This is a genomic window from Staphylococcus roterodami (genome assembly GCA_022493055.1).
Taxonomy (GTDB): Bacteria; Bacillota; Bacilli; order Staphylococcales; family Staphylococcaceae; genus Staphylococcus; species Staphylococcus singaporensis.
The window spans coordinates 41,613-64,696 of sequence record CP092781.1 but is presented as its reverse complement, the minus strand read 5'-3'; the positions used below and the strand labels follow the sequence as shown (position 1 = coordinate 64,696).

Below are 23,084 nucleotides of genomic sequence, written 5' to 3'. Positions count from 1 at the left end.
CTGCTCTTTCATAAGTATTTAAACATAAATAAAGACTGCCCTCTTAACAACGAGCAGTCTAATTATTTTAATCATTCCCTATTAATATCTAAATATTTATTAAAACACTGGGCGTGTCATAGTTACCACAGTTACGCAACATCATTATTATTTCGCATCTTTGACACGTTTATCATCATTAGGAATCGCAAACAAGATTGCGATAAATGCAATGATACCCATTAATACGTTAACCCAAAGTGCAATCATCGCACCTGTATGAATGCTTGTAGCAGCAACTGCACCAGCATATACTGCACCACTAATTGCGACACCGAAAGCACCACCAAGTGATGAAGCCATTTTATAAATACCTGATGCAACGCCAACTTTATCTAACGGTGCATTTGAAATAGCTGTATCTGTAGAAGGTGTTGCATAAATACCTAAGCCTAGTCCGAAGCATAAATATCCTACGACACAACTGATAACATAAAATATACCTGGTAAGAATACTAATGAAATAAGTGCAATACCAATGACCACAATGAATGTACCTAATAACATTGGTCGCTTAGAACCCATTTTTTGTAATAATTTTTCACCAACACGAATCATCAGTAACACCATAATTAAATAAGTAATTGATAAGTATCCCGCTTGCAACGCTGTGTATCCTAATCCTTGTTGTACAAATGTATTCGCTACAATTAATGTACCTGCAACACCGTTTAATAAGAAGTTCGAAATCGTTGCACCTGTATATGGTTTATTTTCAAATAATTTAAAATCAATAAGCGGATTGTCTACCTTTTTCTCTACTTTTAAGAACATAAAGAAGGCCACAACAACGACTGCAATTAAACCAAAGAACCATAATGATGTATAACCAAGTGCTGCACCTTTAGTAATGACAACGTTTAAACTTAGCAACATAACTACTAGAACAATTAGCCCTGCAACATCAAATTTATGTGTATTGGTAACTTCTGATTTCGTTTCAGGCGTCCCTTTGATGAGTAACATTGAAAGTACGGCAACGATAATTGAGAAGATGAAAATCCATCTCCAACCCATAGTTGTCGCAACTGCACCACCGAAGAGTGTACAAATACCACTACCACCCCAAGAACCGATAGACCAGTAGCTTAAGGCACGCTGACGTTCAGCACCCTGATAATAAGTTTTCATAATAGCCAATGTAGAAGGCATAATACACGCTGCTGATACACCTTGTATAACACGACCTAAAATTAATAATGCCGGTAAATTCGTAATAATAATTAATGCTGAACCAATAATACTTAATAACAAACCGATATTCGTCATTTTCACGCGCCCAATTTTATCTGCTAGACCACCTGCTCCAACAACAAACATGCCTGAAAATAGTGCAGTTAGACTGACCGCAATACTAATTGTCCCCATGTCTGTACCAAAACTTTGTTGTAAATTCGGTACAACATTTACAAGTGATTGTGCAAACAACCAAAATGTAATAACACCTAATACAATACCTAAGATTAACTTGTTGCCCCCGCGATACGTTTCATTCATGTTAGTTATCTCCTTTAAGGTAATCTAAAACAACTGTCCCTACAGCTTCTGCCGAAATAAGTAATGATTTTTCTGAAATGTTAAATTTAGGATGATGATGTGGGTAAATTTCACCATTTTCCACCGCTGCACCTGTATAAATAAAGGCACTTGGACGTTCTTTAGCATAATATGCAAAGTCTTCTGATGGTGGTTGTGGTTCACACATTTCAACACCAAAATCAAGGTTTGCTTCTTTTAGCGTCTTAGCCACGTACTCAGTAAACTCTGGATCATTATATAATGCTGGATAATCATCGTTATATTCTAAGGTGCAAGTTACACCATACATATCCTCTAATCCTTTTGATAAACGTTTAATTTCTTTTTCAATTGTTGCTTTTGTAGCATCTGTTAATCCACGTACATCACCTTCAATTTCAACAACATCTTTAATGACATTGAATTGACCTTTACCGTCAAATGAACCGATTGTGACAACACCGGTTTCAAATGGACTTAGTCGTCTAGATACAACTGTTTATAACGCTGTGACAAAGTAGCTACCTGCAACAATGGCATCATTGGCCATATGTGGTGATGAACCATGGCCACCTTTACCTTGAACTTTCAATTTGAAGAATGCGCGTCCTGTTTGAACATAACCAGGTCTATAATACACATTACCTGTTTCCATCGTGCTCATGACGTGCACACCTAATACATGATCAACACCGTCTAATACACCATTCTCAATCATTGCTTTAGCACCACCTGGTGGTACTTCTTCAGCTGGTTGATGTATTACAACGACTTTTCCTGTAAAACTATCTTTCATTTCAGCAAGCGTCTCTGCTAATACAAGCATGTATGCTGTATGTGCATCGTGACCACATGCGTGCATAACACCTTTATTTTGTGATGCAAAAGATAATCCTGTATCTTCAGTAATGGGTAATGCATCAAAGTCTGCACGGATTGCTAATGTTTTACCAGGTTTCCCTGAATCAATCGTTACTTTAATTCCACGTGGTCCGACATTCGTTTCTACTTCCACATCTTTACCTTTGTAAAATTCAGCGATGTATTTCGCCGTTTCATCTTCATGAAAAGATAATTCTGGATGCTGATGTAAATAACGTCTGATCTCAATCATTTTGCCTTCTTTTGATTTTAAAGTTTCAATTAATTGTTGATTCATATCCTTCATCTCCTTAGTTACATCATAAATGATTAATCATTATTTATATTGCCAACAACAGAGATGTTAACCATTAATTTTTTGCAATTTTAACTTTGAATATAAAAAATCACAAATTCTGTATATCAAAATTTGTGATTTGTGATCATTTTATGAACTTGGGTAACGTTTTACTTCAATTAAGTGAATCCCATTCGTAATCATTTTAATGTTTAATGCCAGTATATCCGTCACATCTATATCGTACACTTCTAATTTTGGAAAACTCATTCGATTAACGTAATCTATAGAGTCCCTGTCCATACCATGAATCGTATGATGTTTGCGCCAAAGATTAAATAATGCACCATTTTCTTTATCTAAGGTAAAATGTTTAATCTTATACATACCTTGTTCCAGGGCATTTATGTTCAAATGAATCATTTCCGTCGCACGCATATTCATTTGATTGTCCAACGCTAAGTACGGATTAAAATGCTTTGCGTCATATAACAATATTTGAAAATTTGAATCAAATCCCGTGACAATACATGTATCATCAGAATATAAAATATTGCTTGTTAATTTATTAAATAACAATGCCGTGAAATAGACCGGACGTTTTCCATTATATTGATGAAATAGTTCAATAGAATTCATATAATCGCGTTCATTTCTACAATGACTAACGTGCAAATCATAATTCAACCAATATCCTATGCCTTCTACCTTTGAGCTTAACTTTAATAATTGCTCAATGATGATACCACCTCTAAAATATTCGCCGTTTGTAATAAATGTATCACCCGTCAATGTATTCCAATTGAGTAAAATAAGTGGTCGCTTTAGGTTATGGCGATGCATTAAGTCGATAAGGTAATTCGTTTTATTAATAATTATTTGACTCGCGGTTTTAAATTCATCATCATTCATTTTATTAAAATCAACAGCATCATTTGAATTGGCATCAAATACAAAATGGTCGATGTGTAGCTCAAGTCGTTTCAACAATGGTAGATGTCTTTCCGTAGCTTGATCTAAGTGAACGTACAAGCCACCATTAGGGAATAACGCTTTAAAATAATCAATCATTTCAATCAAAGAATTGTGCAATGTCGTCACATACAAGTTGAACTTCAAATCTTTTCTATGACTGACATGCAGGGCAACGTGATGGATAAAAATTTTAAATGCATCGATATAATCACGTGAGTCATACTGATTCAAATGCATTGTCAAACTAAAGTTATGATCTAATAAAAAGTCTAAACACAAATCGATATCATAAAATATATTCGAAATCTCTGCATCATACGTGAATGGCGCATTGAGCTTTTTCATGATATATGGCATCACATCATATGCTAATACTTCATTGACATGAAAATCATGATGACACGTAAGTAACTGTGATTGATACTGTGTATTGAGCAAATTCCTCAAATAGCCCACTTGAATAATATGATTAAATTGATTTAGTTGTTGATTAGTTGGTTTAAAGGCAATCTCTTTATAGTTCATCTTTTCAATATCTTCAATGAAATGATTCATTTCTTCAATGTAGTCATTTAAAAGTAATATCAATTCACGGTCGTGATAATCATGTTGTGACGATTGCTGGTTTTCAGTGACTGCTGGACGATCACCTCGATATTGTTTAGGTGTTTGATGCGTAAAGTGTTTAAATGTTCTCGCAAAGCTCGCTGCACTTGAAAAGCCATTTTGCAATGCTATATCAGTAATCGTTTCATCTGTGTATGTCAAATCGAGTTTCGCATGCTCAATTCGCGTCGTATTTAAGAAATGCTGGAATCCTACACCTAGCGATTCTGTAAACTTTTTAGACAGATGGCTCTCTGACCACCCAACATATTCGCTTAATTCCGAAAGGCTTAAGTCTTCATGAAAATGTAACTCTATATAGTCGCATACTTGATTCACTTTATCGTCATTTAAGATACTTTGGTTCGAATGATATGTACGCGGAACATAATGAATCATATGCATAAGTAATTGAATCACTAGTTGTTGCTCAGTCAATTTAGACAACTCATTATGTCGAATATGTGTTGAAACTAGTCTTGCCATTATATTTCTCAGTTGATGTATATTCTTTGTTGTGGTCGCATCTGTTAAGTGAAAATATAGACAATGCGCATCATCAAACTTGTCTGCTAAATATTTCATTTGGAATTGGATATAACATATGATGCCATCTTGTTGAAGTTGAAATCGATACAAGTCGCGGTGGTTAATAATGAAAATGTCGCCACTGTTGCATTGCGTCATATTATTTTCATCATAAATATGTGCCTCACCTTTAATAACAAAACCAATCATTAAACCATTGAGCCTTTTGAAATCTGACATACTTTCAGTTTCTACTCGAATTAAATAATCTCGTTGCATACTATCCCTCAATTCAGTAATATGAATACGTTTATTTTACATTATTTTACAGCAACATATTTGAAATTCGTGTTGAATCGTGTGGGAGGCAGAAGGTTATTTATCCTCACTCGGTTCAAGATGTAGACTATCACTAAAGTATATATTTTCTCCCTTTTTCTCCACGAAAGTAAATTCAATATCTTTATATCCAACTGATGAGCCTTTTAAATTACCTGTACCTTTCAACAATAACTTTGGTGCTTTATTCGTTGGTATATTATATCTTTTTCGTAATTGTTTTACATTATAATCATCATTAGTTAATTGATATTTAGCCGAATAACTCGGCACCTCTGGATTATATGAAATATCTCCATCTTTATAATTTTCCAAATCTTTAAAGTTTCCATATTGAACAAAAAACTTAAAATTTTCGATTTCTTTTTTTATGTTTTCCTCATTAATTTCTTTAGTAGGGATTATTTTATTGTCGATCATTTTAACGGGATATTCTTTATCTTTACTCTTAGGTCTACCATCTTCATCATGAAGTGTTTCACTCACTATATACTTCCCGGTTGTAGTTTTAGTGTTTCTATTCATATATAGAACCATACCTTTTGATTTCATACGTTTCCCTTTAGGTTGAACAACCATTTCAGAATTAATAATCCATGTGCCTTTATCATTTTTATCAAATTCGTCATCACGATAACCTTCTTTATCGTATAAATCCTCTAAATTTTTAATCGGATACATACTCAATGTCTTCTCAAAACTTTTCTTAATTTCCGCTTCTTTACCCATGCCACAACCAGCAGTGATACTAATGACTAATATCAAAAAACTAATATACAATACCAATTTGTTTAATCGTTTCATAATTTCACAATCCTATTCTTATTATTATCTTTCCTGGATTGATTTCATATTTTGATCGAGTCATGATTATTTATCCTCACTTGGTTTAAAAATTAACCCATCACTAAAGTAAATGTTTTCTTCTTTTTTCTCTACAAACGTAAATTCAATGTCTTTATATCCAACTGATGAGCCTTTTAAATTACCTGTACCTTTCAACAATAACTTTGGTGCTTTATTCGTTGGTATATTATATCTTTTTCGTAATTGTTTTACATTATAATCATCATTAGTTAATTGATATTTAGCTGAATAACTCGGCACCTCTGGATTATATGAAATGTCTCCATCTTTGTACTTCGACAAATCTTTAAAGTTTCCATATTGAACAAAGAACTTAAAGTTTTCTATTTCTTTTTTTATTTTTTCATCTTTAATTTCTTTTGTTGGAATGATTTTATTGTCGACCATTTTAACTGGATATCTTTTTTCATTGTCATGCGGTTTTCCTTCATCCTCGTCCTTAGTCACATCGACATAGTAATAACCATTTGTTGTTCTTGTATTTCTATTCATATATAGAACCATGCCTTTAGCTACCATATCTTGATTATTAGGTTGAACAACCATTTCAGAATTTACAATCCATGTTCCCTTATCTTTTTTATCAAATTGATCATCACGATAACCTTCTTTATCGTATAAATCCTCTAGGTTTTTAATCGGATACATACTCAATGTCTTTTCAAAACTTTTCTTTATTTCCGCTTCTTTACCTATACCACAACCAGCAGTAATACTGATGGCTAACATCAAAAAACTGATACCTAACACTAATTTATTTAATCGTTTCATCATCTTACAACTCTCTTCTTTTTATTTTGTTTCCTTGAATCGACTTCATACTCTTTATTAGTCACGATTATTCATCCTCACTCGGTTTAAAATGTAGGTTAGCTGTAAAGTAAGTGTTTTCTCCTTTTTTCTCTACGAAAGTAAATTCAATTTTTTTGTATCCAACTGATGAACCATCTAAATTTCCTGAACCTTTCAATAATAACTCCGGTGCTTTATTCGTTGGTATATTATATCTTTTACGTAATTGCTTTACATTATAATCATCATTGGTTAGTTGATATTTTGCTGAATAACTCGGCACCTCTGGATTATATGAAATATTTCCATCTTTATAATTTTTCAAATCTTTAAAATTGCCATACTGCGCGAAAAACTTAAAGTTTTTAATTTCTTTTTTTATTTTTTCATCTTTGATATCTTTAGTTGGAATGATTTTATTGTCAATCATTTTAACGGGATATTCTATTTGATTATCCTGAGGTCTGCCATTTTTATCCTTCTTTATCGCATTAACATAGTAAAATCCTTTTGCACTTCTTGTATTTCTATTTATCTTCAAAACCATACCTTTTATATTTAAGGCTTCTCCCTTTTTCTGATTTGCCATTTCAGAACTAATAGTCCATGTTCCTTTATCTTTTTTATCAAATTGATCATCACGATATCCTTCTTTATCGTATAAATCCTCTAGATTTTTAATCGGATACATACTTAATGTTTTTTCAAAACTTTTCTTTATTTCCGCTTCTTTCCCTGTACCACAACCAGCAACGATACTGATGATTAATATCAAAAAACTAATGTACAATACCAATTTGTTTAATCGTTTCATCATTTCACAATCCTATTTCTTTTTATTGTTTTTCCTGGATCGATTTCATAATTTGATCGAATCATGATTATTTATCCTCACTTGGATTAAAATGTAGCCCATCACTAAAGTATATATTTTCTCCCTTTTTCTCTACGAAAGTAAATTCAATATTTTTATATCCAACTGATGAGTCTTTTAAATTACCTGAACCTTTCAAAAATAACTTCGGCGCGTTATTTGTTGGTATGTCATATCTTTTACGTAATTGTTTTACATTATAATCATCATTAGTTAATTGATATTTAGCTGAATAACTCGGTACCTCTGGATTGTATGAAATATCTCCATCTTTGTACTTCGACAAATCTTTAAAGCTACCATATTGCACGAAGAACTTAAAATTTTCGATTTCTTTTTTTATGTTTTTATCTTTAATTTCTTTTGTTGGAATGATTTTATTATCGACCATTTTAACAGGATACCTTTTTTCGTTATCACGATGTATGCCTTTATCCTCTCTTTCTATAACATCAACATAGTAATAACCATTTGTTGTTCTTGAATTTCTATTCATATATAAAACCATGCCTTTTACGTTCATATCTTTTCCATTAGGTTGAATCGACATTGACGAACGAACAATCCATGTTCCCTTATCTTTTTTATCAAATTGATCATCTCGATAACCTTCTTTATCGTATAAATCCTCTAGATTTTTAATCGGATACATACTTAATGTTTTTTCAAAGCTTTTCTTAACTTCCGCTTCTTTACCTATACCGCAACCAGCAGTGATACTAATGACTAAAAACAGAAGACTAATACCAAGCACTAATTTATTTATACGTTTTATCATTTCATCACTCTCTTTTTCCGGGATCGATTTCATATTCTGATTGAGCCATGATTATACATCTCCGCTTTTTTTATAATCTAAGCTATCACTAAAGTATATATTTTTACCTTTTTTCTCTACGAAAGTAAATTCTATATTTTTATATCCAACTGATGAACCTTTTAAGTTACCTGAACCTTTCAACAATAACTTCGGCGCGTTATTTGTTGGTATGTCATATCTTTTACGTAATTGTTTTACATTATAATCATCATTAGTTAATTGATATTTAGCCGAATAACTCGGCACCTCTGGATTATATGAAATATCTCCATCTTTATAATTTTCCAGATCTTTAAAGTTTCCATATTGAACAAAAAACTTAAAGTTTTCGATTTCTTTTTTTATGTTTTCCTCATTAATTTCTTTAGTAGGGATTATTTTATTGTCGATCATTTTAACAGGGTATCTTTTTTCATTCTCCTGTGGTCTTCCGTCTTTATCATTCTTTATTGTATTTACATAATAATATCCTTTTGTTGTTTTTGTATTTCTATTTATCTTCAAAAGCATGCCATTTATTTTTAAAGCTTCCCCTTTATTTTGAGTCGCCATTTGAGAATTTATAATCCATGTACCTTTATCTTTTTTATCAAATTGATCATCACGATAACCTTCTTTATCGTATAAATCCTCTAGGTTTTTAATCGGATACATACTCAATGTCTTTTCAAAGCTTTTCTTAACTTCCGCTTCTTTACCTATACCGCAACCCCCAATAAAAATTGTTAAAAATAAGAAACTAATGCCTAACACTAATTTGTTTAATCGTTTCATCATCTTACAACTCTCTTCTTTTTAAAATGATTTACTTTTGAAAATTACATATTAATATCAATTTATAACACTTTTTCACTTTAATATTATCAAAAATTTCACAAACAATCTGTTCAATTTATAATATTGTTGAATTATTACTTATTTTCAAAATAAAAACGAGTAGTGAAAATAATTAAAATCTAACTATTTTCATACTCGTCTTAATGTCATTATTAAATCCTTATTTATTACTATCTATAATTTCACTTACGATACCATCATATCCAGGCCACGGATATCCTGCATAGTCAACAATCAGCCAACCAGTTCTAGCTTTCCCGTTTTCTTTAATCGTTTTTGCAATTTCAGGATTTATATGTGATGCATAGTTATAAGTACTATTAAATGCGCTGCCTCCAGATGCCACACTCAAGAAATTCACATATACATTGTCTTTGTTACTATCCGTTTTAGCTTTAGCCAATAAATTTTTAACAGCTTCAACTTTTTTATCATAGTAATCTTTATACTCATCTTGTACTTGTAAATTTAAGCTACCATTATTAATTTTCGTTTCAAATGTCGCGTTGTCTGCCCATTGAATGCCAGACGTGTCAGCACCATAACCACTTTTTATGTATGTACCACCCATTCTATTGAATAGGACAATTTTACCTTTTGTCTCTTTTAAAGTAGGATTCGCGTTATTTCCTGTGTAAAAAAGATTCTGATATTGTGGGTTATTATAATAATATTCTCTAAAAATTTCTTCAAATGTCTTCATAACTTTAGAGTCGCTATCGTAGTCCTTTTTCATAGACATCACAATTGTTTCATTTGGATAGGCACTCAAATAATATTTAGCATCATCGAGAAATTTTCCCAATTCATGATGCAAATAAACCATGCCGTGATGAACCGAAATTATATTATCAGCACTTGCTCTACCTCTAATATCAAAAAACCTGACTCCCGACTTCATTTGAGTAAGGTAATCTTTGTCTTGAGTCTTTGCCCAAACCGATTTTACTGGATCCTTTAAAGTGAATGAGCCACTATCATGTGAACCCGGTATATTAATCTCAGTTAAATGTTTGCTTTCATCAAGTTTACTCATCCAATTTTCCGGACTTTTACTCAACGAATCTGACGCTTGTGCTGAATGATACAAACTACTCACCACTACTAAAATGATACTTAAAAACAAAGTCTTAATACATTTTTTCATAACATCAACTTCTTTCTATATTTAATACATTAATTATACATCTTTTTAAAATAAAATTATGCTTAAAATTTTAAATATTATTTAAATAATATTTATGCGTATGCATTATAGAAATTAATGACGTATGATTCAAAACCATATAATTTAACTTTATAGTTGTACGTAAAATTTAAGGAGCTAGCTTTATAATCGCCAGCTCCTCATCGCTATTTTTTATCTTCCATTGTGTAACATACGAGGCCAAATAGAATGCCACCTATACTCCAAACGATTAAATCACTCCTAGTATTTCCTAAGTCAGTGATACCGTATATATCAGCTACAGTGCCTGCTGTCAGCGCCAATGATGTAAATAAAATTGCTACTAAAATTGATTTTAGTTTAACGAAACCCTTACTATTTTTCTTATTTTCTTTATCTTTGCCACGCTTAACATCGTACTCTTTCAAGAAACGCAGTCCAATTATTGCTTCAATTAAAATCAAAACGATGATGATTTGAGTGGTAATTGATAGTTTAGGCTCCAAAATGTGAATGAATATGTTAGAAATTACTAACGCAAGCAAAACGAGCATTGAATATGCATATAAAATGATAAATTTTGCCCCTTTTAATTCTTTAGTTGTTCCATTCTTGTCTGTTTGAGATCCACTTATTGCATTTAATATCCAGTTGTTAAATTTCTTCATTATTCAATTTTGCTCCTTTTAAAATGTATAAATTGCTCGATAATTAAGTATCACTTGATTAGCCTATAGAAATGTTGTTATTTTCAAAATCCATTAGTAACTTCACAAATTAAAACAATGGCGATGATAATATGCTGCTTTCAGCATTTTTAAACTAGGCTTTTCCGATAATACCAAACGCCATGTCACGTATAAATGCACACTGATTGTTTATTGCTTCGTGTTCAAGGTTTGATTTAAACTCATCTAGTGAAAAATCATCATTAATGACACCATGTGCTTTCATTCTTGGTAGCATTACATCTACAAGCCATGCTAAATCATTGTCCATTGATGTTTGAATCACTACCTCTGAAAAATAATCTACAAGATGCATTCCATTCTTATTAAACAAATTATATAAATTTTGACCGATATGAATATTGCCACCTTCTTGCTTCACTGTTTCCCAAATCCATTGAATTGCTGATTGATGTAAAGATAGTACATCTGCACCAACACCTGCATTAATAGCATCACTTTCTTGAAAACATAATATACCCTCAGGTTTTAAAATTGATTTCAAAATTTGTAAACACTTTTCAGCATCTGGTAAGTACATTAATACTCTTCTACCAACAATCGCATCAAAATGCCCCATAGTTTCTGGCAATTGATATATATCAGAAGATTGATATGATACATTGTTATATTGATTGTTTTCATTTGCAATTTTAAGTAATGATTCATTCACATCAACACCGACGACTTCACCATTCGCCCCCACACGTTTTGCAATTAATTGAGTGACCTCACCAGTCGCACAACCTATATCCAGTACACGCATGCCTTCTTCAATTTGGGCTCTGTCTAATAGTTTTTCTATAAAATCATTTCTATTTTGCATGAACATAACTTCCTCTATATACTTTTTTGTATGTTATTTTACATTTCTTTCTTTAAAAATCGTCTCATAAAATGGTTTCGACTGTATTCTTTGCATGTCGCCAATTACATAAAATTCTTTCTTAGCTCTTGTCACTGCAATATCAATTCATAAAACTATTATAATAAAATTCTCTCAAGAAATGACATACTATATCTGCTACACGCAATTATATTTCAATATAGATAGCTTAGTTTTAAATTAAATCGTATAAAGATAGTAGGCGCGACACCTGCAATGTTATTTTTTCTTGTTCTTCTGTATTTTCACTGCTGTTTAGATAGATATCTAGTAGTCCGATAATACCGTTACTAATAAAATTAATATATAAGTCGTAGTCTAAGCTTTTTTCAGTAGCAACACGTGTCGGAACTTTTTTCTTAAATTCTTCTTCAATAAAATGAAGCAGCTTTTTCTTATAATTTGAAGCGTTGTTAATATTAAAAATTTTCATAAAAAATGTTCTATTATTTTCGAAAAACTCAAACCATAACTGTGTGCCTTCTTGGATACCGAGACTCTTTTTGGCTTCAGAAATTTGTTCAAGTTCTATCAATTTTTCCGATACTATTTGATCTAGTAAATCATATTTATCAATATAATGTAGATAAAATGTTTTTCTCCCAATTTGCGCAAATTCAGTAATTTCTTTAATCGAAATAGTATCAAAATCTTTTTCAAAAAGTAAGGTCATAAATGCCTTTTTAATACTTGCCCTCGTTTTAACAACACGTAAATCCCCAACATTCATAATAATACTCCTTTCTTTTAAAACCCATTTTTATAAAACTGTGTATTAAAACACATATGTGCTTCCTTGCTAATTGAATTGTACATTTAAATACTCTAGTATGGCATTATACACACAAGAGTAATAAATATCTACAACAAATGAATGACTTATATAAAAAGATGGAGGCATTTAATCTATGAAACAATCAGTTAATTTTAAAAGTAAAACAAATTTATTAGCAGCGAATTTATATACACCAGAACAATTTGATGAAAGCAAAAAATATCCAGCAATTACAGTTTGTCACCCAGGTGGCGGTGTTAAAGAACAAACTGCAGGTATGTATGCAGAGAAACTTGCGGAATTTGGCTACGTTACGGTTGTATATGATGCATCACATCAAGGTGAAAGTGAAGGCTCTCCTAGATATTTAGAAGATCCATTTGCGAGAACAGAAGACGTTAGAGCTTCAGTTGATTATCTTACAACATTAGACTTTGTGGATAATGACAGAATTGGTGCGCTTGGCGTTTGTGCAGGTGGTGGATATACAGTAAGTGCAGCAAGAACAGAACGTCGCATTAAAGCACTTGCAACTGTAAGTATGGTAGATATTGGTGCTTTATTCCGTAAAGGTCCTGGCGATGTAGTATCAATAGATGATCAACTGGCATTTATGACACAAGTTGCAGATCAACGTACAGCTGAAGCAAATGGTGCAGATTATGGCATCACTGGCTATGTTCCTGAAGAAATTGATGATTCTATGCCTGAAAATTCAACAATGGTACAAGGGCATGATTATTATTTAACTGAACGTGGTCGCCATAAAAACGCACCAAACAAACTATTATTAAGAAGTTTTTCAGAAGTATTAACATTTGCGCCATTCACATATATTGATGAATTGTTGACACAACCATTCTTAGCAATCGCAGGTACAGAAGCAGACACGATTGAATATAGCGTTGATGCTGTTGAAAAAGCAGCAGGCGACAACAATGAATTATATAAAATTGAAGGTGCATCACACGTAGATTTATATGATATTCCAGAATATGTAAATCAAGTGTTACCAAAACTTGAATCATTCTATAAAGAAACTTTATAAAAACAACATGCGGTAGTGTGCATTGAGGCGGACGATTTTGTCCGCCTTTTTTAGTGCGTAGAAATATTTTGTAGATAGAATTATTATTAGATTAGTGTTTGAAAAAGCATGTTACTAGAATGTCTGTTTTTAATTAAGATGAAGATTGTGGCGTTAATTTTTTGCTTTACAGATATGTTCGATAGGATTTCAGCTTAACTTTTATTTTCCACTCACAAATGTTTCCGCTTCTTCATTTCCAACTAAATTTGAACATCAAAAAAGAGTACTCCTGAATAAGCACTCCCTTAATTATCTTTCCGTTATATTTGTATTGTCGACGGTTTCGATTTCTTTATTTTTATTTGTAGCTTTTTTCGCAACAATTAACAACGTTGAAAGTACCGCTAAAGCTAAATAAGCATAACCGCCCGCTTGTTTCATTACAAAACTACCGTAATAGTATCTTACGCCACCTTCGTCCATATAAATTTTCGTAGTGTGAACCAAAACTAGAGATAAGCCTAGACAAATTGACAAACCAATCGTAGTGTAAGCCATGTATTTTTTAAATGTCTGTTTTTTCTTTTTTTGCTTATAAAACGGTAGAAAACATAATCCATATGGCATTAAAAAAATGATACCTGCAATACCAAAGGTAAGTATGACAAGCCAAAAAAGAAATGCTGATACTATATAATATAGATAAAATTGAGAAATACCAGCCGTAGCCAAGATTAGAAATAAAAAAGTAGTAGCGAATTTATATGTCTCACTAACTTTATTAATTTTGTTAAAAAAGTTATCAATTGCTTTATTCTTTTTTGAAATATGTACTATACCTTCTATAATTGCCCAAATAATACCACCAATAACTAACAAAGCAAAAACTGGGATTATGAGACTAATTAACATATCGTTCACCTACTCATCTATATTTTCAAACAATTATGATTGAATTGAATCATTCTAATTTTTGTAAAGTTATTTATTCAATTTATTAACTCTATCATAACAAAAATACTGTTTGTGTATAACAATAAATTGAGCTACTCAATAATTTAATAATATGAAAATGATGCTTTTCAAAATAGTTGAGTATGGCAATTTATGATGTGTTGTGCAATCAATTTTTAGCGGTTGTCGTTATGATTTAAGGTGAGTCCAGTCGCCGTTGTGGTGCTTTGTAATTGTACTATTTTATAAGATAAATAAATGTTATAGATGGCGTCATTCATAATGAACGCTATTTAAAGATTTGAAAAAAGTGTGAAACAATCGGGTCGTGCTTAGTGGCATTTAATGATTATGAGACGATTGAAGAAATGATCGAACTTCTGTAGTATCAAAGATGTAAGTTACATAGATAAACTTAACGATATCCATCCTGCTATATGGTGCACTTATCATTTACATAATGCACTCATATAGCAGATTATATATTGAATAACTCAAACTAATCTATATTTTTCACGTACTAAAATTGTGTTTTTATCTTAACTAATAACTCATGTAAAGTCTTAAACTCTTCTTCTGATAAAAAGCTCTTATATTTTTCATTGTTTTCTTTTATTTTTTTGTCAAAATCATCAATAATACTTTCTCCTAATGGCAAGACAATAATATCGTATTGTCTCGCATTTTCATGCTTTCTCGTACGTTTAATGTAATTGTGTTTTTCTAACACTTTTAGAGAGCCACCAATACTTGCTGTCGAAACGTTAAAGTAATCGGCTAAATCTTTTTGACTCACAGACTGATCTTGATGTGTATAAATATATTTAATAATGCGACCTTGTTGCGCAGATAATCCCAAATCTTGAATCGCTTCATTTGCATCAATTTTACTTTTTAAAGCAATTTCTTGAATTTCTCGTATCGTTTGAACAGCATAATTTGTCATAGTTTAAGACCCTTTCAATACGTAATTAATAATACAAACTCCCTTAGTACCTTTGCAAAAGTATTTAAGGAAGCTTGATTTAGTATAACTTAAATATGAATGTATCAACTGTAATTTTCAAGCATCACTGTTACATTACTCTTTAAAATAAAACTTCGGTAATTATTTATCTTTAAATAACAATTTGTCTAATGTTGATTTCAAAATACCTCTTGTATCTTCAGGTCTATTTTCAGAGCGCCAAGCTATTACACCATCTGGTCTAACAACTACTGCACCATCTTCGCTTATACCAAATGCATCACAAAATGTTTGCTTGCCTACATTTTCATTTGTTATTTGGAAAATATCAATCGTTGCTTCAAATTGACCAACCATTTCCTGGGCAATATCTTTCCATACTTTATCTGCTGTTAATATAATCCAATTGTCACCAACGATATCAAGTGTTGAACTTTCTTTGTTTTGATTATTAAAAGTTAAATACGGTACTCGTGTTCCAGGTTGACCTTTCCATTGATCAAGACATAAAGCGGATGGCAATGAATCGTCTGCTCCAATAATTGCATCAGAGCGATATAATTCACCAAACTCTATCGCATCATCGTCAATTACAGCAATGTCGTAATTATTTTGTGTATATGATTTGTAGTCAGGACGAGCAAACGTTTGATCATGTCGCATATTAGCCACAGGTCGACGTTCTTTATCATACGTATCTAACAAATCTGATGTTGCTTTTTTAGAAATAACTGCTGCTAGTTTCCAAGCTAAATTATATGCATCTTGGATTCCAGTATTTGCACCGAAACCTCCTCGTGTTGGTGGCAATGTATGTGCTGAGTCTCCTGCTAAAAAGATTCTACCTACTGAAAATGTTTTAGCTATTAAAGCAGCTAATTCCCAACGACCACTTGTAATAATTTCGATATCTAAATCGTTACGACCAATAGCTTTAATTATATCTTGATACATCTCTTTTTCAGTTCGCTCAATATCGTCTTTAAACATTAATACCCAACGACCGTCACCATAACTTGTTAAAAAGGCTTTTAAATCTTCTTGATCTATATCAAATTGACGTACACCTGATTCTAAATATGCATCTAATGGCGCTTTGAATAGAACACTACGCATAATTCTTAAATCCCCAACACCTTCACGCTCAATTCCTAACTTTTCACGAATTGGACTACGATTACCATCTGCTGCTACAAGATAGTCGGCTGTAATTTCGTATTCTTCATTATTTTCACGGTTTCTAACAGTTGCAGTAACACCATATTTATCTTGACTAAATGAGACTAGCTCTGTGTTCATTCTAATGTCTGAGCCAAGTTCTCTAGCACGATTCATAATGATAGGTTCTAATTTATCCTGTGCAATTGCGGCACCATTAAATGGTGAGTAACTAACTTTACTTTCATCAACATCACCAGGTGTCCATTCTGTTTCCTCAAACCATTCACCGTCTAAACTTTCAATTCTAGCTCTTCTTAATCGGAAATTAGATGGTGACTGTGGAATCAATTTTGCGATATCAATTTTATCGAATATTTCCATAGTTCTAGGAGTAAATCCCATCGCTTTAGGATGCAACGCACTACTCGGATGACGTTCAATTACAATATTTTTCACATTTTGGTTAGATAAAAATGCACTAGTAGACAAACCTACTAAACTACCACCTACTACAAGTACAGACGTATGATTATCTCTATTATTCATCTTAAAGACTCCTTTTAATTTCAATTTTAAAAGTAGTTAATTCTATAGTTAGTTACTTATCTGTTAAGTACTTTACTATTTTGGTGAATGAATGTCAAGCCTTTAAAATTTTAACTAATATGAGCTTGATTGAAGGCTTAGTGTGCGTAGTTTAATACAAAATTAAATTTTCCAATGGTATATACTCTTAAATCTGTGCTTTCGAATTATATTTTAAAAGTTAGAACTGTATAAAACAAAAAATCAAACAGTAATTATAAAAAGACATCTTTTACAAAAGATTCTAGTACTTGCTTACTGGATTCAGGATTAATTATCAATGTTGTTTCTAAATTCGGAATATCGACATCTACGTCTATTTGAAACAAACTTTTATTTTCTAATTCATCTGCAACAATAAATTCCGGCAATAACGCAATCCCACCTGAATTTTTCAAGTGTTTTTTTAATGACTCAATTCCTAGAAATTCAATCATTTGTTTTGTTGAAAAGCTATATTTATAGAGAATCTTTTCTAACTGTTCTCTGTAACTACACCCTTTTTCAGTAACAAGTAATGTATGTTTTGGAATATCGTTTAATTTGAAATTTTTCATCTCTTTGTTAGTAACAAATATTAAACGTTCTTCAGTTATAGGAATAGCAGTTAAGTTACTATTGATAATTTTTTCATCTGTGATAAGGCTAATATCCGATTTAAAATTAGCAATTTCTTCTTTAATATAGAAATTAGAATGTGCGGATTTAAACTTCAAATTTACATATGAGTGTTCAGCTAACCATTCGCTAATCTTATTATAGTAGCGATACAGATACTGACTTTCTTGCATGTTAATACTTATATTTACCGTCTTATTGTAAAGCCCTTTTATTTCTCTTTCATATTCGTTATTACTATCTAAGATCACTTTAGCGTACTTAACGTATGCTAAGCCTTCTTCAGTCAGTTCCATACCATATTTTTTTCTATAAAATAATTTAACTCCTAACTGCTTTTCTAACTTTTCAATATGTGTAGATACAGTTGACTGTGAATAGTTAAGTAATTCTGATGCTTTAGTAAGGTTCTTAGTTTCACTAGTAACTAAAAATGATTTTAAAATGTTTAAGTTCAATATATTACCTCCTTTAGGATTCACTTTTATCGAATCCTGAATTCTAAGAATTCTGATTTAATAATAATATATTAAATATTATCATAAAGGTAAATCGAAAGGAGTTATGATTATGATTACTTGCTTATTTGGAAGTAGTAGAAAAGATGGCAATTCAAATATAGCAGTAGAGAATCTATTGAAGAATTTAAATGTCAACTTTGTAAACTTATATCAAAGTAACATTGAAAAAGTTACAGATAATCGTCATAGCAAAGATTCCAGCTTTCATAATGATGATTACGAACAAATTTTAAACAAAGTTTTAGAATCAGATATTATTATTTTTTCAACACCACTCTATTGGTACTCCATGAGTGCATCTTTAAAACTTTTCATTGATAGATGGACTGAATCATTGCGAGATACGCAAATAGATAATTTCAAAGAAATCATGTCACAAAAAAAGTATTTGGTTTTAATCATAGGTGGCGATAATCCCCGCACTAAAGCACAACCTTTAATCAACCAATTCAAATTAATATTTGAGTTTATGAATATTACAAACTATAGATTTTTAATCGGTGAAGGTAATAAACCGTTCGATGTTTTAAATGACTCTCAATTTATGGAAGCACTCACAAATACAAATCTTGCATTGAAAAAAGGTGATATTTATGACTGATTTGTTGAAAATTAAAAACTTCAGATTGTTCTTTTTAGCTGAAATAATTTCAGCATTCGGAGTTGGAATTAGTACTGTTGGAGCTAATTGGTATTTAATCGACAAAACCAACGACTCCCAACTATTAGGTATTATGTTAGCTTTAAATGTATTATCTGGTTTCTTAGCTTCTCCTATTATAGGTGGACTAGCCGATAAATATAATAGACGAAACATTATTTTAATCACCTATCTTCTTCAGGTAATATTATATTTACTCATTGTCGTAGCACTCATAATTATAGGCTTTGAGACCTATTTAGTGATTGGATTTGCGATTGTTAATGGGATAGGTTGGACTACGTATATGACAACATCTAGAAGTTTAGTTAAACAGATTTTAAAACCAGATCAATATACAGATGCTAATTCTCTATTAGAGATTAGTTTGCAAACAGGTATGTTTATTGCAGGTGGATTATCAGGAGTATTATATAAAATAAATGGATTCACTCTAATTATAGCGATGACTATAATTATGTTTCTAATTAGCATTATTATGTTGTTTAGATTGCATGTAGATAAACCCACGCATTCAGAGGAAGAATCAACAAATAGTTTATTGCAAGAGTATTTATTGGGATGGAAATTTTTAAAAGACAACATGATGATATTTATTTTCGGAGTTATTTCAATCATACCAATGGTGTTTACAATGATCTTTAACATATCATTACCAGGATATGTATATAATGTTTTAAAACTTTCGTCTGTACAATTTGGTTTTTCAGATATGTTATATGGCATTGGAGGATTATGTGCAGGTTTAATTTCAGCTATTCTTTCGAAGAAAATTACAACTAGAACATTAATATTTTTGTTGTATTTTATATTAATCATAAATTCAGCATTATTTATTTGGATAAATTCAGCATTTTACTTATTCTTAGGATCACTTATACTAGGCTATTCAATTTCATCAATCAGAATATATATGAATACAGCTATAATGAACACTGTTTCAGATAAATATGTCGGTCGTTCATTTACAATTTGGACGTCAATTTCATTGTTACTGCAAAGTTTTATCTCTCCATTTTTAGGAAGATGGATTAATGAAATCAATGATAAATTCGGTTTCTATATTATACTCATTTTATCCCTATTGATATTTGTTACACTGCTGCCAGTAAACAAAACAGGCAAAATAAAATATGCACATAAAGAAGAGTGACCGTCACTCTTCTTTAACAAGCGACCATTTATCGATGGGCTTAGTTCTCTCTGCACCCACACTTCACTTTTTCAAATCATTTTTTATGGTCTTAAATAAATCAGTGAGATTTGTTGCTTCGGTAAAGTCTGGAATTAATATCATTTCTTTAGCACCTGGATATGGCGAAACTAATGTATTATCTTGCAATTTCTGCTGGGCACTTTTAGTCGCTTTAACCAATAATCTATTATCATACAAACCACCTATAACCACGCCATCGTAATAAATAATATATTCTCCCATCATCTTTCTTGTCTTAACCGCGTTTGAATTCACATAATTTAAAAATAAATCATGTACATCTTTTTCAGTAGCCATTGTAATCGCTCCTTCAGTTTTATGTTTAATCACATTCGTATTAATGAATCATTTCGAGTTGCTCTTAATTTTATCTATAATTATATGCGTAGTTAAAATCAAACCTATGGAAAAGAAAATAATAATAACAATGTTAAGAAATATAGTTATAAAATTATTGTTTGGAAGGTATGCGAATAGCAGAAACATAGGTATCGCAAAAAATAAATCCCACCAACCTAAACTTTTTAAAGAATGCTTTAAATCTTCCATAATATCACCTTTATAAATTTGTCTTTGTTATAAGATAACTAAAAAATTGCTTTACTGTAAAAGTAGCTAAAGAAAATTCTGAATCATATTCATAAGTAGTGTATCATTAATAATGAACAATTTAACGCGAAAATCGTTGATTTGTATATTGATCAACTTACCACAACATTTATTTTAGACTACTCTTAGACTTCCCTTTAAAAGGGTTGCATCTATTGAAATTCCTTTTGTATAAGTTCGTCTTTTGTGGTAATATCATCATGCATAAAAAATCGAGATACTAATTATAAAGAGGGTATAAATATATTATGAAAGAAAATTTTTGGAGTGAATTACCACGTCCATTTTTTATTTTGGCGCCAATGGAAGACGTTACAGATATCGTCTTTCGACACGTTGTAAGTGAAGCAGCTAGACCGGATGTGTTTTTCACTGAATTTACAAATACTGAAAGCTTTTGCCACCCTGAAGGCATACATAGTGTGCGCGGACGCTTAACTTTTAGTGAAGATGAACAGCCGATGGTCGCTCATATATGGGGAGATAAGCCAGAACAGTTCCGTGAAACGAGTATTCAATTAGCTAAAATGGGCTTTAAAGGCATTGACTTAAATATGGGATGTCCTGTAGCAAATGTTGCTAAAAAGGGTAAGGGTTCCGGCTTAATCTTAAGACCTGACGTCGCTGCCGAAATTATTCAAGCAACTAAAGCAGGCGGGCTTCCGGTAAGTGTTAAAACACGCCTTGGCTACTATGAAATCGATGAATGGAAAGATTGGTTGAAGCACGTGTTAGAACAAGACATTGCCAATTTATCTATTCATCTTCGTACACGTAAAGAAATGAGTAAAGTAGATGCACATTGGGAACTAATCGAAGCTATTAAAAATTTACGTGACGAAATCGCACCAAATACATTGTTAACAATTAACGGTGATATTCCCGATAGAAAAACAGGACTTGAGCTTGCAGAAAAATATGGCATCGATGGAGTCATGATCGGTAGAGGCATTTTCCATAATCCATTCGCTTTTGAAAAAGAACCACGCGAACACACAAGCAAGGAACTATTAGATCTATTGAGATTGCATTTATCATTGTTTAACAAATATGAAAAAGATGAAATACGACAATTCAAGAGTTTGCGTAGATTCTTTAAAATCTATGTGCGTGGCATAAGAGGCGCTAGCGAACTTCGCCATCAATTGATGAACACACAATCAATTGCAGAAGCAAGAGCACTACTAGATGAATTTGAAGCCCAAATGGACGAAGACATTAAAATAGAATTATAGGTGTAATAAAGGTTGAGGAGGAATTTAAGTTCCTCCTTTTTTGTTTGTGTTAAAGATTTTTTGGTATGAACTAGGGTGATTTAAAACAACGTATATTTATACGTTATAAACATTTTTTCAATACAATTTCATCTCTAATTTCAATGCCATTTTTACCAATTGCAGGAATCGACGGCTTTATTTTCCTTGCTTCTGTTACAGCATCAAAAATAACGTCTGTGATTCTATATTTATTTTTTTGATAGAAATAGAGTGCCTTAATATTTTCATTTGTAGTAATAACACTGATACTTCTTTTACTCATATCTGAGGCAATTATTTCAGCATAATCAAGTAAATGACTACCAATACCCTTGTTCTCTACAAAACTATCTAAAGAAATGATTTCAATGTACTCATCATAAACTTTATACGTTAGTAGCCCCACGATATCATTATTTTTATAGGCAACAATACATGGCAACTCAGACAAAATGTAACTACCTGTTGAGACTACCATTTTATTATCGAAATTTTTTTCACTCAACAAGATAGATAAAATATTATTACTCATTTTGTTGTAAGATTTATATTCCAAACTAAGTCACTTCTCTCTGTTAATAATCTTTCCTATGCT

The 23,084-nt window shown here is 31.6% G+C and carries 22 protein-coding genes and 1 pseudogene; 4 read left to right on the top strand and 19 right to left on the bottom strand.

Annotation, left to right across the window (positions count from 1 at the left end; translation table 11 throughout):
• Nucleotides 1-147: 147 nt before the first annotated feature.
• The 12 genes and pseudogenes from ML436_00285 to ML436_00230 form a co-directional block, all read right to left on the bottom strand.
• Nucleotides 148-1,536 (bottom strand): MFS transporter, encoded by a 1,389-nt coding sequence (locus ML436_00285; protein ID UMT78235.1) that lies wholly within the window; start codon nucleotides 1,534-1,536, stop codon nucleotides 148-150.
• A gap of 1 nt (nucleotide 1,537) precedes the next feature.
• Nucleotides 1,538-2,716 (bottom strand): annotated as a pseudogene (locus ML436_00280) (M20 family metallopeptidase).
• A gap of 150 nt (nucleotides 2,717-2,866) precedes the next feature.
• Nucleotides 2,867-5,104 (bottom strand): helix-turn-helix domain-containing protein, encoded by a 2,238-nt coding sequence (locus ML436_00275; protein ID UMT78234.1) that lies wholly within the window; start codon nucleotides 5,102-5,104, stop codon nucleotides 2,867-2,869.
• 96 nt (nucleotides 5,105-5,200) lie between these two features.
• Nucleotides 5,201-5,968: a tandem-type lipoprotein gene (locus ML436_00270; GenBank protein ID UMT78233.1), complete on the bottom strand. Its 768-nt coding sequence runs from the start codon at nucleotides 5,966-5,968 to the stop codon at nucleotides 5,201-5,203.
• Between the two features lie 66 nt (nucleotides 5,969-6,034).
• On the bottom strand, nucleotides 6,035-6,805 hold the full coding sequence (locus ML436_00265; protein UMT78232.1) for a tandem-type lipoprotein: 771 nt from the start codon (nucleotides 6,803-6,805) through the stop codon (nucleotides 6,035-6,037).
• Between the two features lie 64 nt (nucleotides 6,806-6,869).
• Complete coding sequence (locus ML436_00260; GenBank protein ID UMT78231.1) at nucleotides 6,870-7,640, bottom strand: tandem-type lipoprotein; 771 nt, start codon at nucleotides 7,638-7,640, stop codon at nucleotides 6,870-6,872.
• Between the two features lie 64 nt (nucleotides 7,641-7,704).
• Nucleotides 7,705-8,475 carry a tandem-type lipoprotein gene (locus ML436_00255; protein ID UMT78230.1) on the bottom strand — a complete coding sequence of 257 codons (771 nt, stop codon included), beginning with the start codon at nucleotides 8,473-8,475 and terminating at the stop codon, nucleotides 7,705-7,707.
• A 51-nt stretch (nucleotides 8,476-8,526) separates the two neighbouring features.
• On the bottom strand, nucleotides 8,527-9,294 hold the full coding sequence (locus ML436_00250; protein ID UMT78229.1) for a tandem-type lipoprotein: 768 nt from the start codon (nucleotides 9,292-9,294) through the stop codon (nucleotides 8,527-8,529).
• 220 nt (nucleotides 9,295-9,514) lie between these two features.
• The gene (locus ML436_00245) at nucleotides 9,515-10,501 is read right to left on the bottom strand and encodes a phosphatidylinositol-specific phospholipase C (GenBank protein ID UMT78228.1); all 987 of its coding nucleotides are present in this window, start codon (nucleotides 10,499-10,501) and stop codon (nucleotides 9,515-9,517) included.
• 206 nt (nucleotides 10,502-10,707) lie between these two features.
• Nucleotides 10,708-11,190, bottom strand: a complete 483-nt coding sequence (locus ML436_00240; protein UMT78227.1) for a hypothetical protein — start codon at nucleotides 11,188-11,190, stop codon at nucleotides 10,708-10,710.
• Nucleotides 11,191-11,344: 154 nt separating this feature from the next.
• Nucleotides 11,345-12,076 carry a methyltransferase domain-containing protein gene (locus tag ML436_00235; GenBank protein ID UMT78226.1) on the bottom strand — a complete coding sequence of 244 codons (732 nt, stop codon included), beginning with the start codon at nucleotides 12,074-12,076 and terminating at the stop codon, nucleotides 11,345-11,347.
• Between the two features lie 235 nt (nucleotides 12,077-12,311).
• Entirely contained in the window at nucleotides 12,312-12,866 is a 555-nt protein-coding gene (locus ML436_00230) for a TetR/AcrR family transcriptional regulator C-terminal domain-containing protein (protein UMT78225.1), read from the bottom strand.
• A 178-nt stretch (nucleotides 12,867-13,044) separates the two neighbouring features.
• On the opposite strand from ML436_00230, the gene ML436_00225 reads away from it, so the two are divergent.
• Complete coding sequence (locus ML436_00225) at nucleotides 13,045-13,959, top strand: alpha/beta hydrolase (protein UMT78224.1); 915 nt, start codon at nucleotides 13,045-13,047, stop codon at nucleotides 13,957-13,959.
• A gap of 291 nt (nucleotides 13,960-14,250) precedes the next feature.
• Here the strand turns inward: ML436_00225 and ML436_00220 are convergent, their stop codons facing one another.
• The 4 genes from ML436_00220 to ML436_00205 all read right to left on the bottom strand — a co-directional run bounded on the left by ML436_00220 (nucleotide 14,251) and on the right by ML436_00205 (nucleotide 18,684).
• On the bottom strand, nucleotides 14,251-14,853 hold the full coding sequence (locus tag ML436_00220) for a hypothetical protein (GenBank protein UMT78223.1): 603 nt from the start codon (nucleotides 14,851-14,853) through the stop codon (nucleotides 14,251-14,253).
• Between the two features lie 562 nt (nucleotides 14,854-15,415).
• Nucleotides 15,416-15,841, bottom strand: coding sequence for a MarR family transcriptional regulator (locus ML436_00215; protein ID UMT78222.1), 426 nt, complete (start codon nucleotides 15,839-15,841; stop codon nucleotides 15,416-15,418).
• A 162-nt stretch (nucleotides 15,842-16,003) separates the two neighbouring features.
• A complete protein-coding gene (locus tag ML436_00210; GenBank protein UMT78221.1) occupies nucleotides 16,004-17,569 on the bottom strand; it encodes an FAD-dependent monooxygenase in 1,566 nt (521 codons plus the stop codon).
• Nucleotides 17,570-17,823: 254 nt separating this feature from the next.
• Complete coding sequence (locus ML436_00205; GenBank protein UMT78220.1) at nucleotides 17,824-18,684, bottom strand: LysR family transcriptional regulator; 861 nt, start codon at nucleotides 18,682-18,684, stop codon at nucleotides 17,824-17,826.
• A 112-nt stretch (nucleotides 18,685-18,796) separates the two neighbouring features.
• Between ML436_00205 and ML436_00200 the strand changes: the two genes are divergently transcribed.
• Nucleotides 18,797-19,348, top strand: coding sequence for a flavodoxin family protein (locus ML436_00200; GenBank protein UMT78219.1), 552 nt, complete (start codon nucleotides 18,797-18,799; stop codon nucleotides 19,346-19,348).
• Nucleotides 19,341-20,561 carry an MFS transporter gene (locus tag ML436_00195; GenBank protein UMT78218.1) on the top strand — a complete coding sequence of 407 codons (1,221 nt, stop codon included), beginning with the start codon at nucleotides 19,341-19,343 and terminating at the stop codon, nucleotides 20,559-20,561. The genes ML436_00200 and ML436_00195 overlap by 8 nt, the downstream gene beginning before the upstream one ends.
• A 63-nt stretch (nucleotides 20,562-20,624) precedes the next feature.
• Here the strand turns inward: ML436_00195 and ML436_00190 are convergent, their stop codons facing one another.
• Both ML436_00190 and ML436_00185 read right to left on the bottom strand, forming a co-directional pair.
• The gene (locus ML436_00190) at nucleotides 20,625-20,921 is read right to left on the bottom strand and encodes a TfoX/Sxy family protein (protein ID UMT78217.1); all 297 of its coding nucleotides are present in this window, start codon (nucleotides 20,919-20,921) and stop codon (nucleotides 20,625-20,627) included.
• Nucleotides 20,922-20,969: 48 nt separating this feature from the next.
• Nucleotides 20,970-21,173: a DUF6007 family protein gene (locus tag ML436_00185; GenBank protein UMT78216.1), complete on the bottom strand. Its 204-nt coding sequence runs from the start codon at nucleotides 21,171-21,173 to the stop codon at nucleotides 20,970-20,972.
• Nucleotides 21,174-21,481: 308 nt separating this feature from the next.
• On the opposite strand from ML436_00185, the gene ML436_00180 reads away from it, so the two are divergent.
• Nucleotides 21,482-22,468: a tRNA-dihydrouridine synthase gene (locus ML436_00180; protein ID UMT78215.1), complete on the top strand. Its 987-nt coding sequence runs from the start codon at nucleotides 21,482-21,484 to the stop codon at nucleotides 22,466-22,468.
• A 103-nt stretch (nucleotides 22,469-22,571) separates the two neighbouring features.
• Here ML436_00180 and ML436_00175 read toward each other — a convergent pair whose 3' ends face one another.
• The gene (locus ML436_00175) at nucleotides 22,572-23,045 is read right to left on the bottom strand and encodes a GNAT family N-acetyltransferase (GenBank protein ID UMT78214.1); all 474 of its coding nucleotides are present in this window, start codon (nucleotides 23,043-23,045) and stop codon (nucleotides 22,572-22,574) included.
• Nucleotides 23,046-23,084: the final 39 nt, after the last annotated feature.

Excerpts from the sequence above, each read along its gene's own strand:
- ML436_00285 (UMT78235.1), bottom strand. The coding sequence starts at position 1,536 with ATGAATGAAACGTATCGCGGGGGCAACAAGTTAATCTTAGGTATTGTA.
- ML436_00275 (UMT78234.1), bottom strand. The coding sequence starts at position 5,104 with ATGCAACGAGATTATTTAATTCGAGTAGAAACTGAAAGTATGTCAGAT.
- ML436_00270 (UMT78233.1), bottom strand. The coding sequence starts at position 5,968 with ATGAAACGATTAAACAAATTGGTATTGTATATTAGTTTTTTGATATTA.
- ML436_00265 (UMT78232.1), bottom strand. The coding sequence starts at position 6,805 with ATGATGAAACGATTAAATAAATTAGTGTTAGGTATCAGTTTTTTGATG.
- ML436_00260 (UMT78231.1), bottom strand. The coding sequence starts at position 7,640 with ATGATGAAACGATTAAACAAATTGGTATTGTACATTAGTTTTTTGATA.
- ML436_00255 (UMT78230.1), bottom strand. The coding sequence starts at position 8,475 with ATGATAAAACGTATAAATAAATTAGTGCTTGGTATTAGTCTTCTGTTT.
- ML436_00250 (UMT78229.1), bottom strand. The coding sequence starts at position 9,294 with ATGATGAAACGATTAAACAAATTAGTGTTAGGCATTAGTTTCTTATTT.
- ML436_00245 (UMT78228.1), bottom strand. The coding sequence starts at position 10,501 with ATGAAAAAATGTATTAAGACTTTGTTTTTAAGTATCATTTTAGTAGTG.
- ML436_00240 (UMT78227.1), bottom strand. The coding sequence starts at position 11,190 with ATGAAGAAATTTAACAACTGGATATTAAATGCAATAAGTGGATCTCAA.
- ML436_00235 (UMT78226.1), bottom strand. The coding sequence starts at position 12,076 with ATGCAAAATAGAAATGATTTTATAGAAAAACTATTAGACAGAGCCCAA.
- ML436_00230 (UMT78225.1), bottom strand. The coding sequence starts at position 12,866 with ATGAATGTTGGGGATTTACGTGTTGTTAAAACGAGGGCAAGTATTAAA.
- ML436_00225 (UMT78224.1), top strand. The coding sequence starts at position 13,045 with ATGAAACAATCAGTTAATTTTAAAAGTAAAACAAATTTATTAGCAGCG.
- ML436_00220 (UMT78223.1), bottom strand. The coding sequence starts at position 14,853 with ATGTTAATTAGTCTCATAATCCCAGTTTTTGCTTTGTTAGTTATTGGT.
- ML436_00215 (UMT78222.1), bottom strand. The coding sequence starts at position 15,841 with ATGACAAATTATGCTGTTCAAACGATACGAGAAATTCAAGAAATTGCT.
- ML436_00210 (UMT78221.1), bottom strand. The coding sequence starts at position 17,569 with ATGAATAATAGAGATAATCATACGTCTGTACTTGTAGTAGGTGGTAGT.
- ML436_00200 (UMT78219.1), top strand. The coding sequence starts at position 18,797 with ATGATTACTTGCTTATTTGGAAGTAGTAGAAAAGATGGCAATTCAAAT.
- ML436_00195 (UMT78218.1), top strand. The coding sequence starts at position 19,341 with ATGACTGATTTGTTGAAAATTAAAAACTTCAGATTGTTCTTTTTAGCT.
- ML436_00190 (UMT78217.1), bottom strand. The coding sequence starts at position 20,921 with ATGGCTACTGAAAAAGATGTACATGATTTATTTTTAAATTATGTGAAT.
- ML436_00185 (UMT78216.1), bottom strand. The coding sequence starts at position 21,173 with ATGGAAGATTTAAAGCATTCTTTAAAAAGTTTAGGTTGGTGGGATTTA.
- ML436_00180 (UMT78215.1), top strand. The coding sequence starts at position 21,482 with ATGAAAGAAAATTTTTGGAGTGAATTACCACGTCCATTTTTTATTTTG.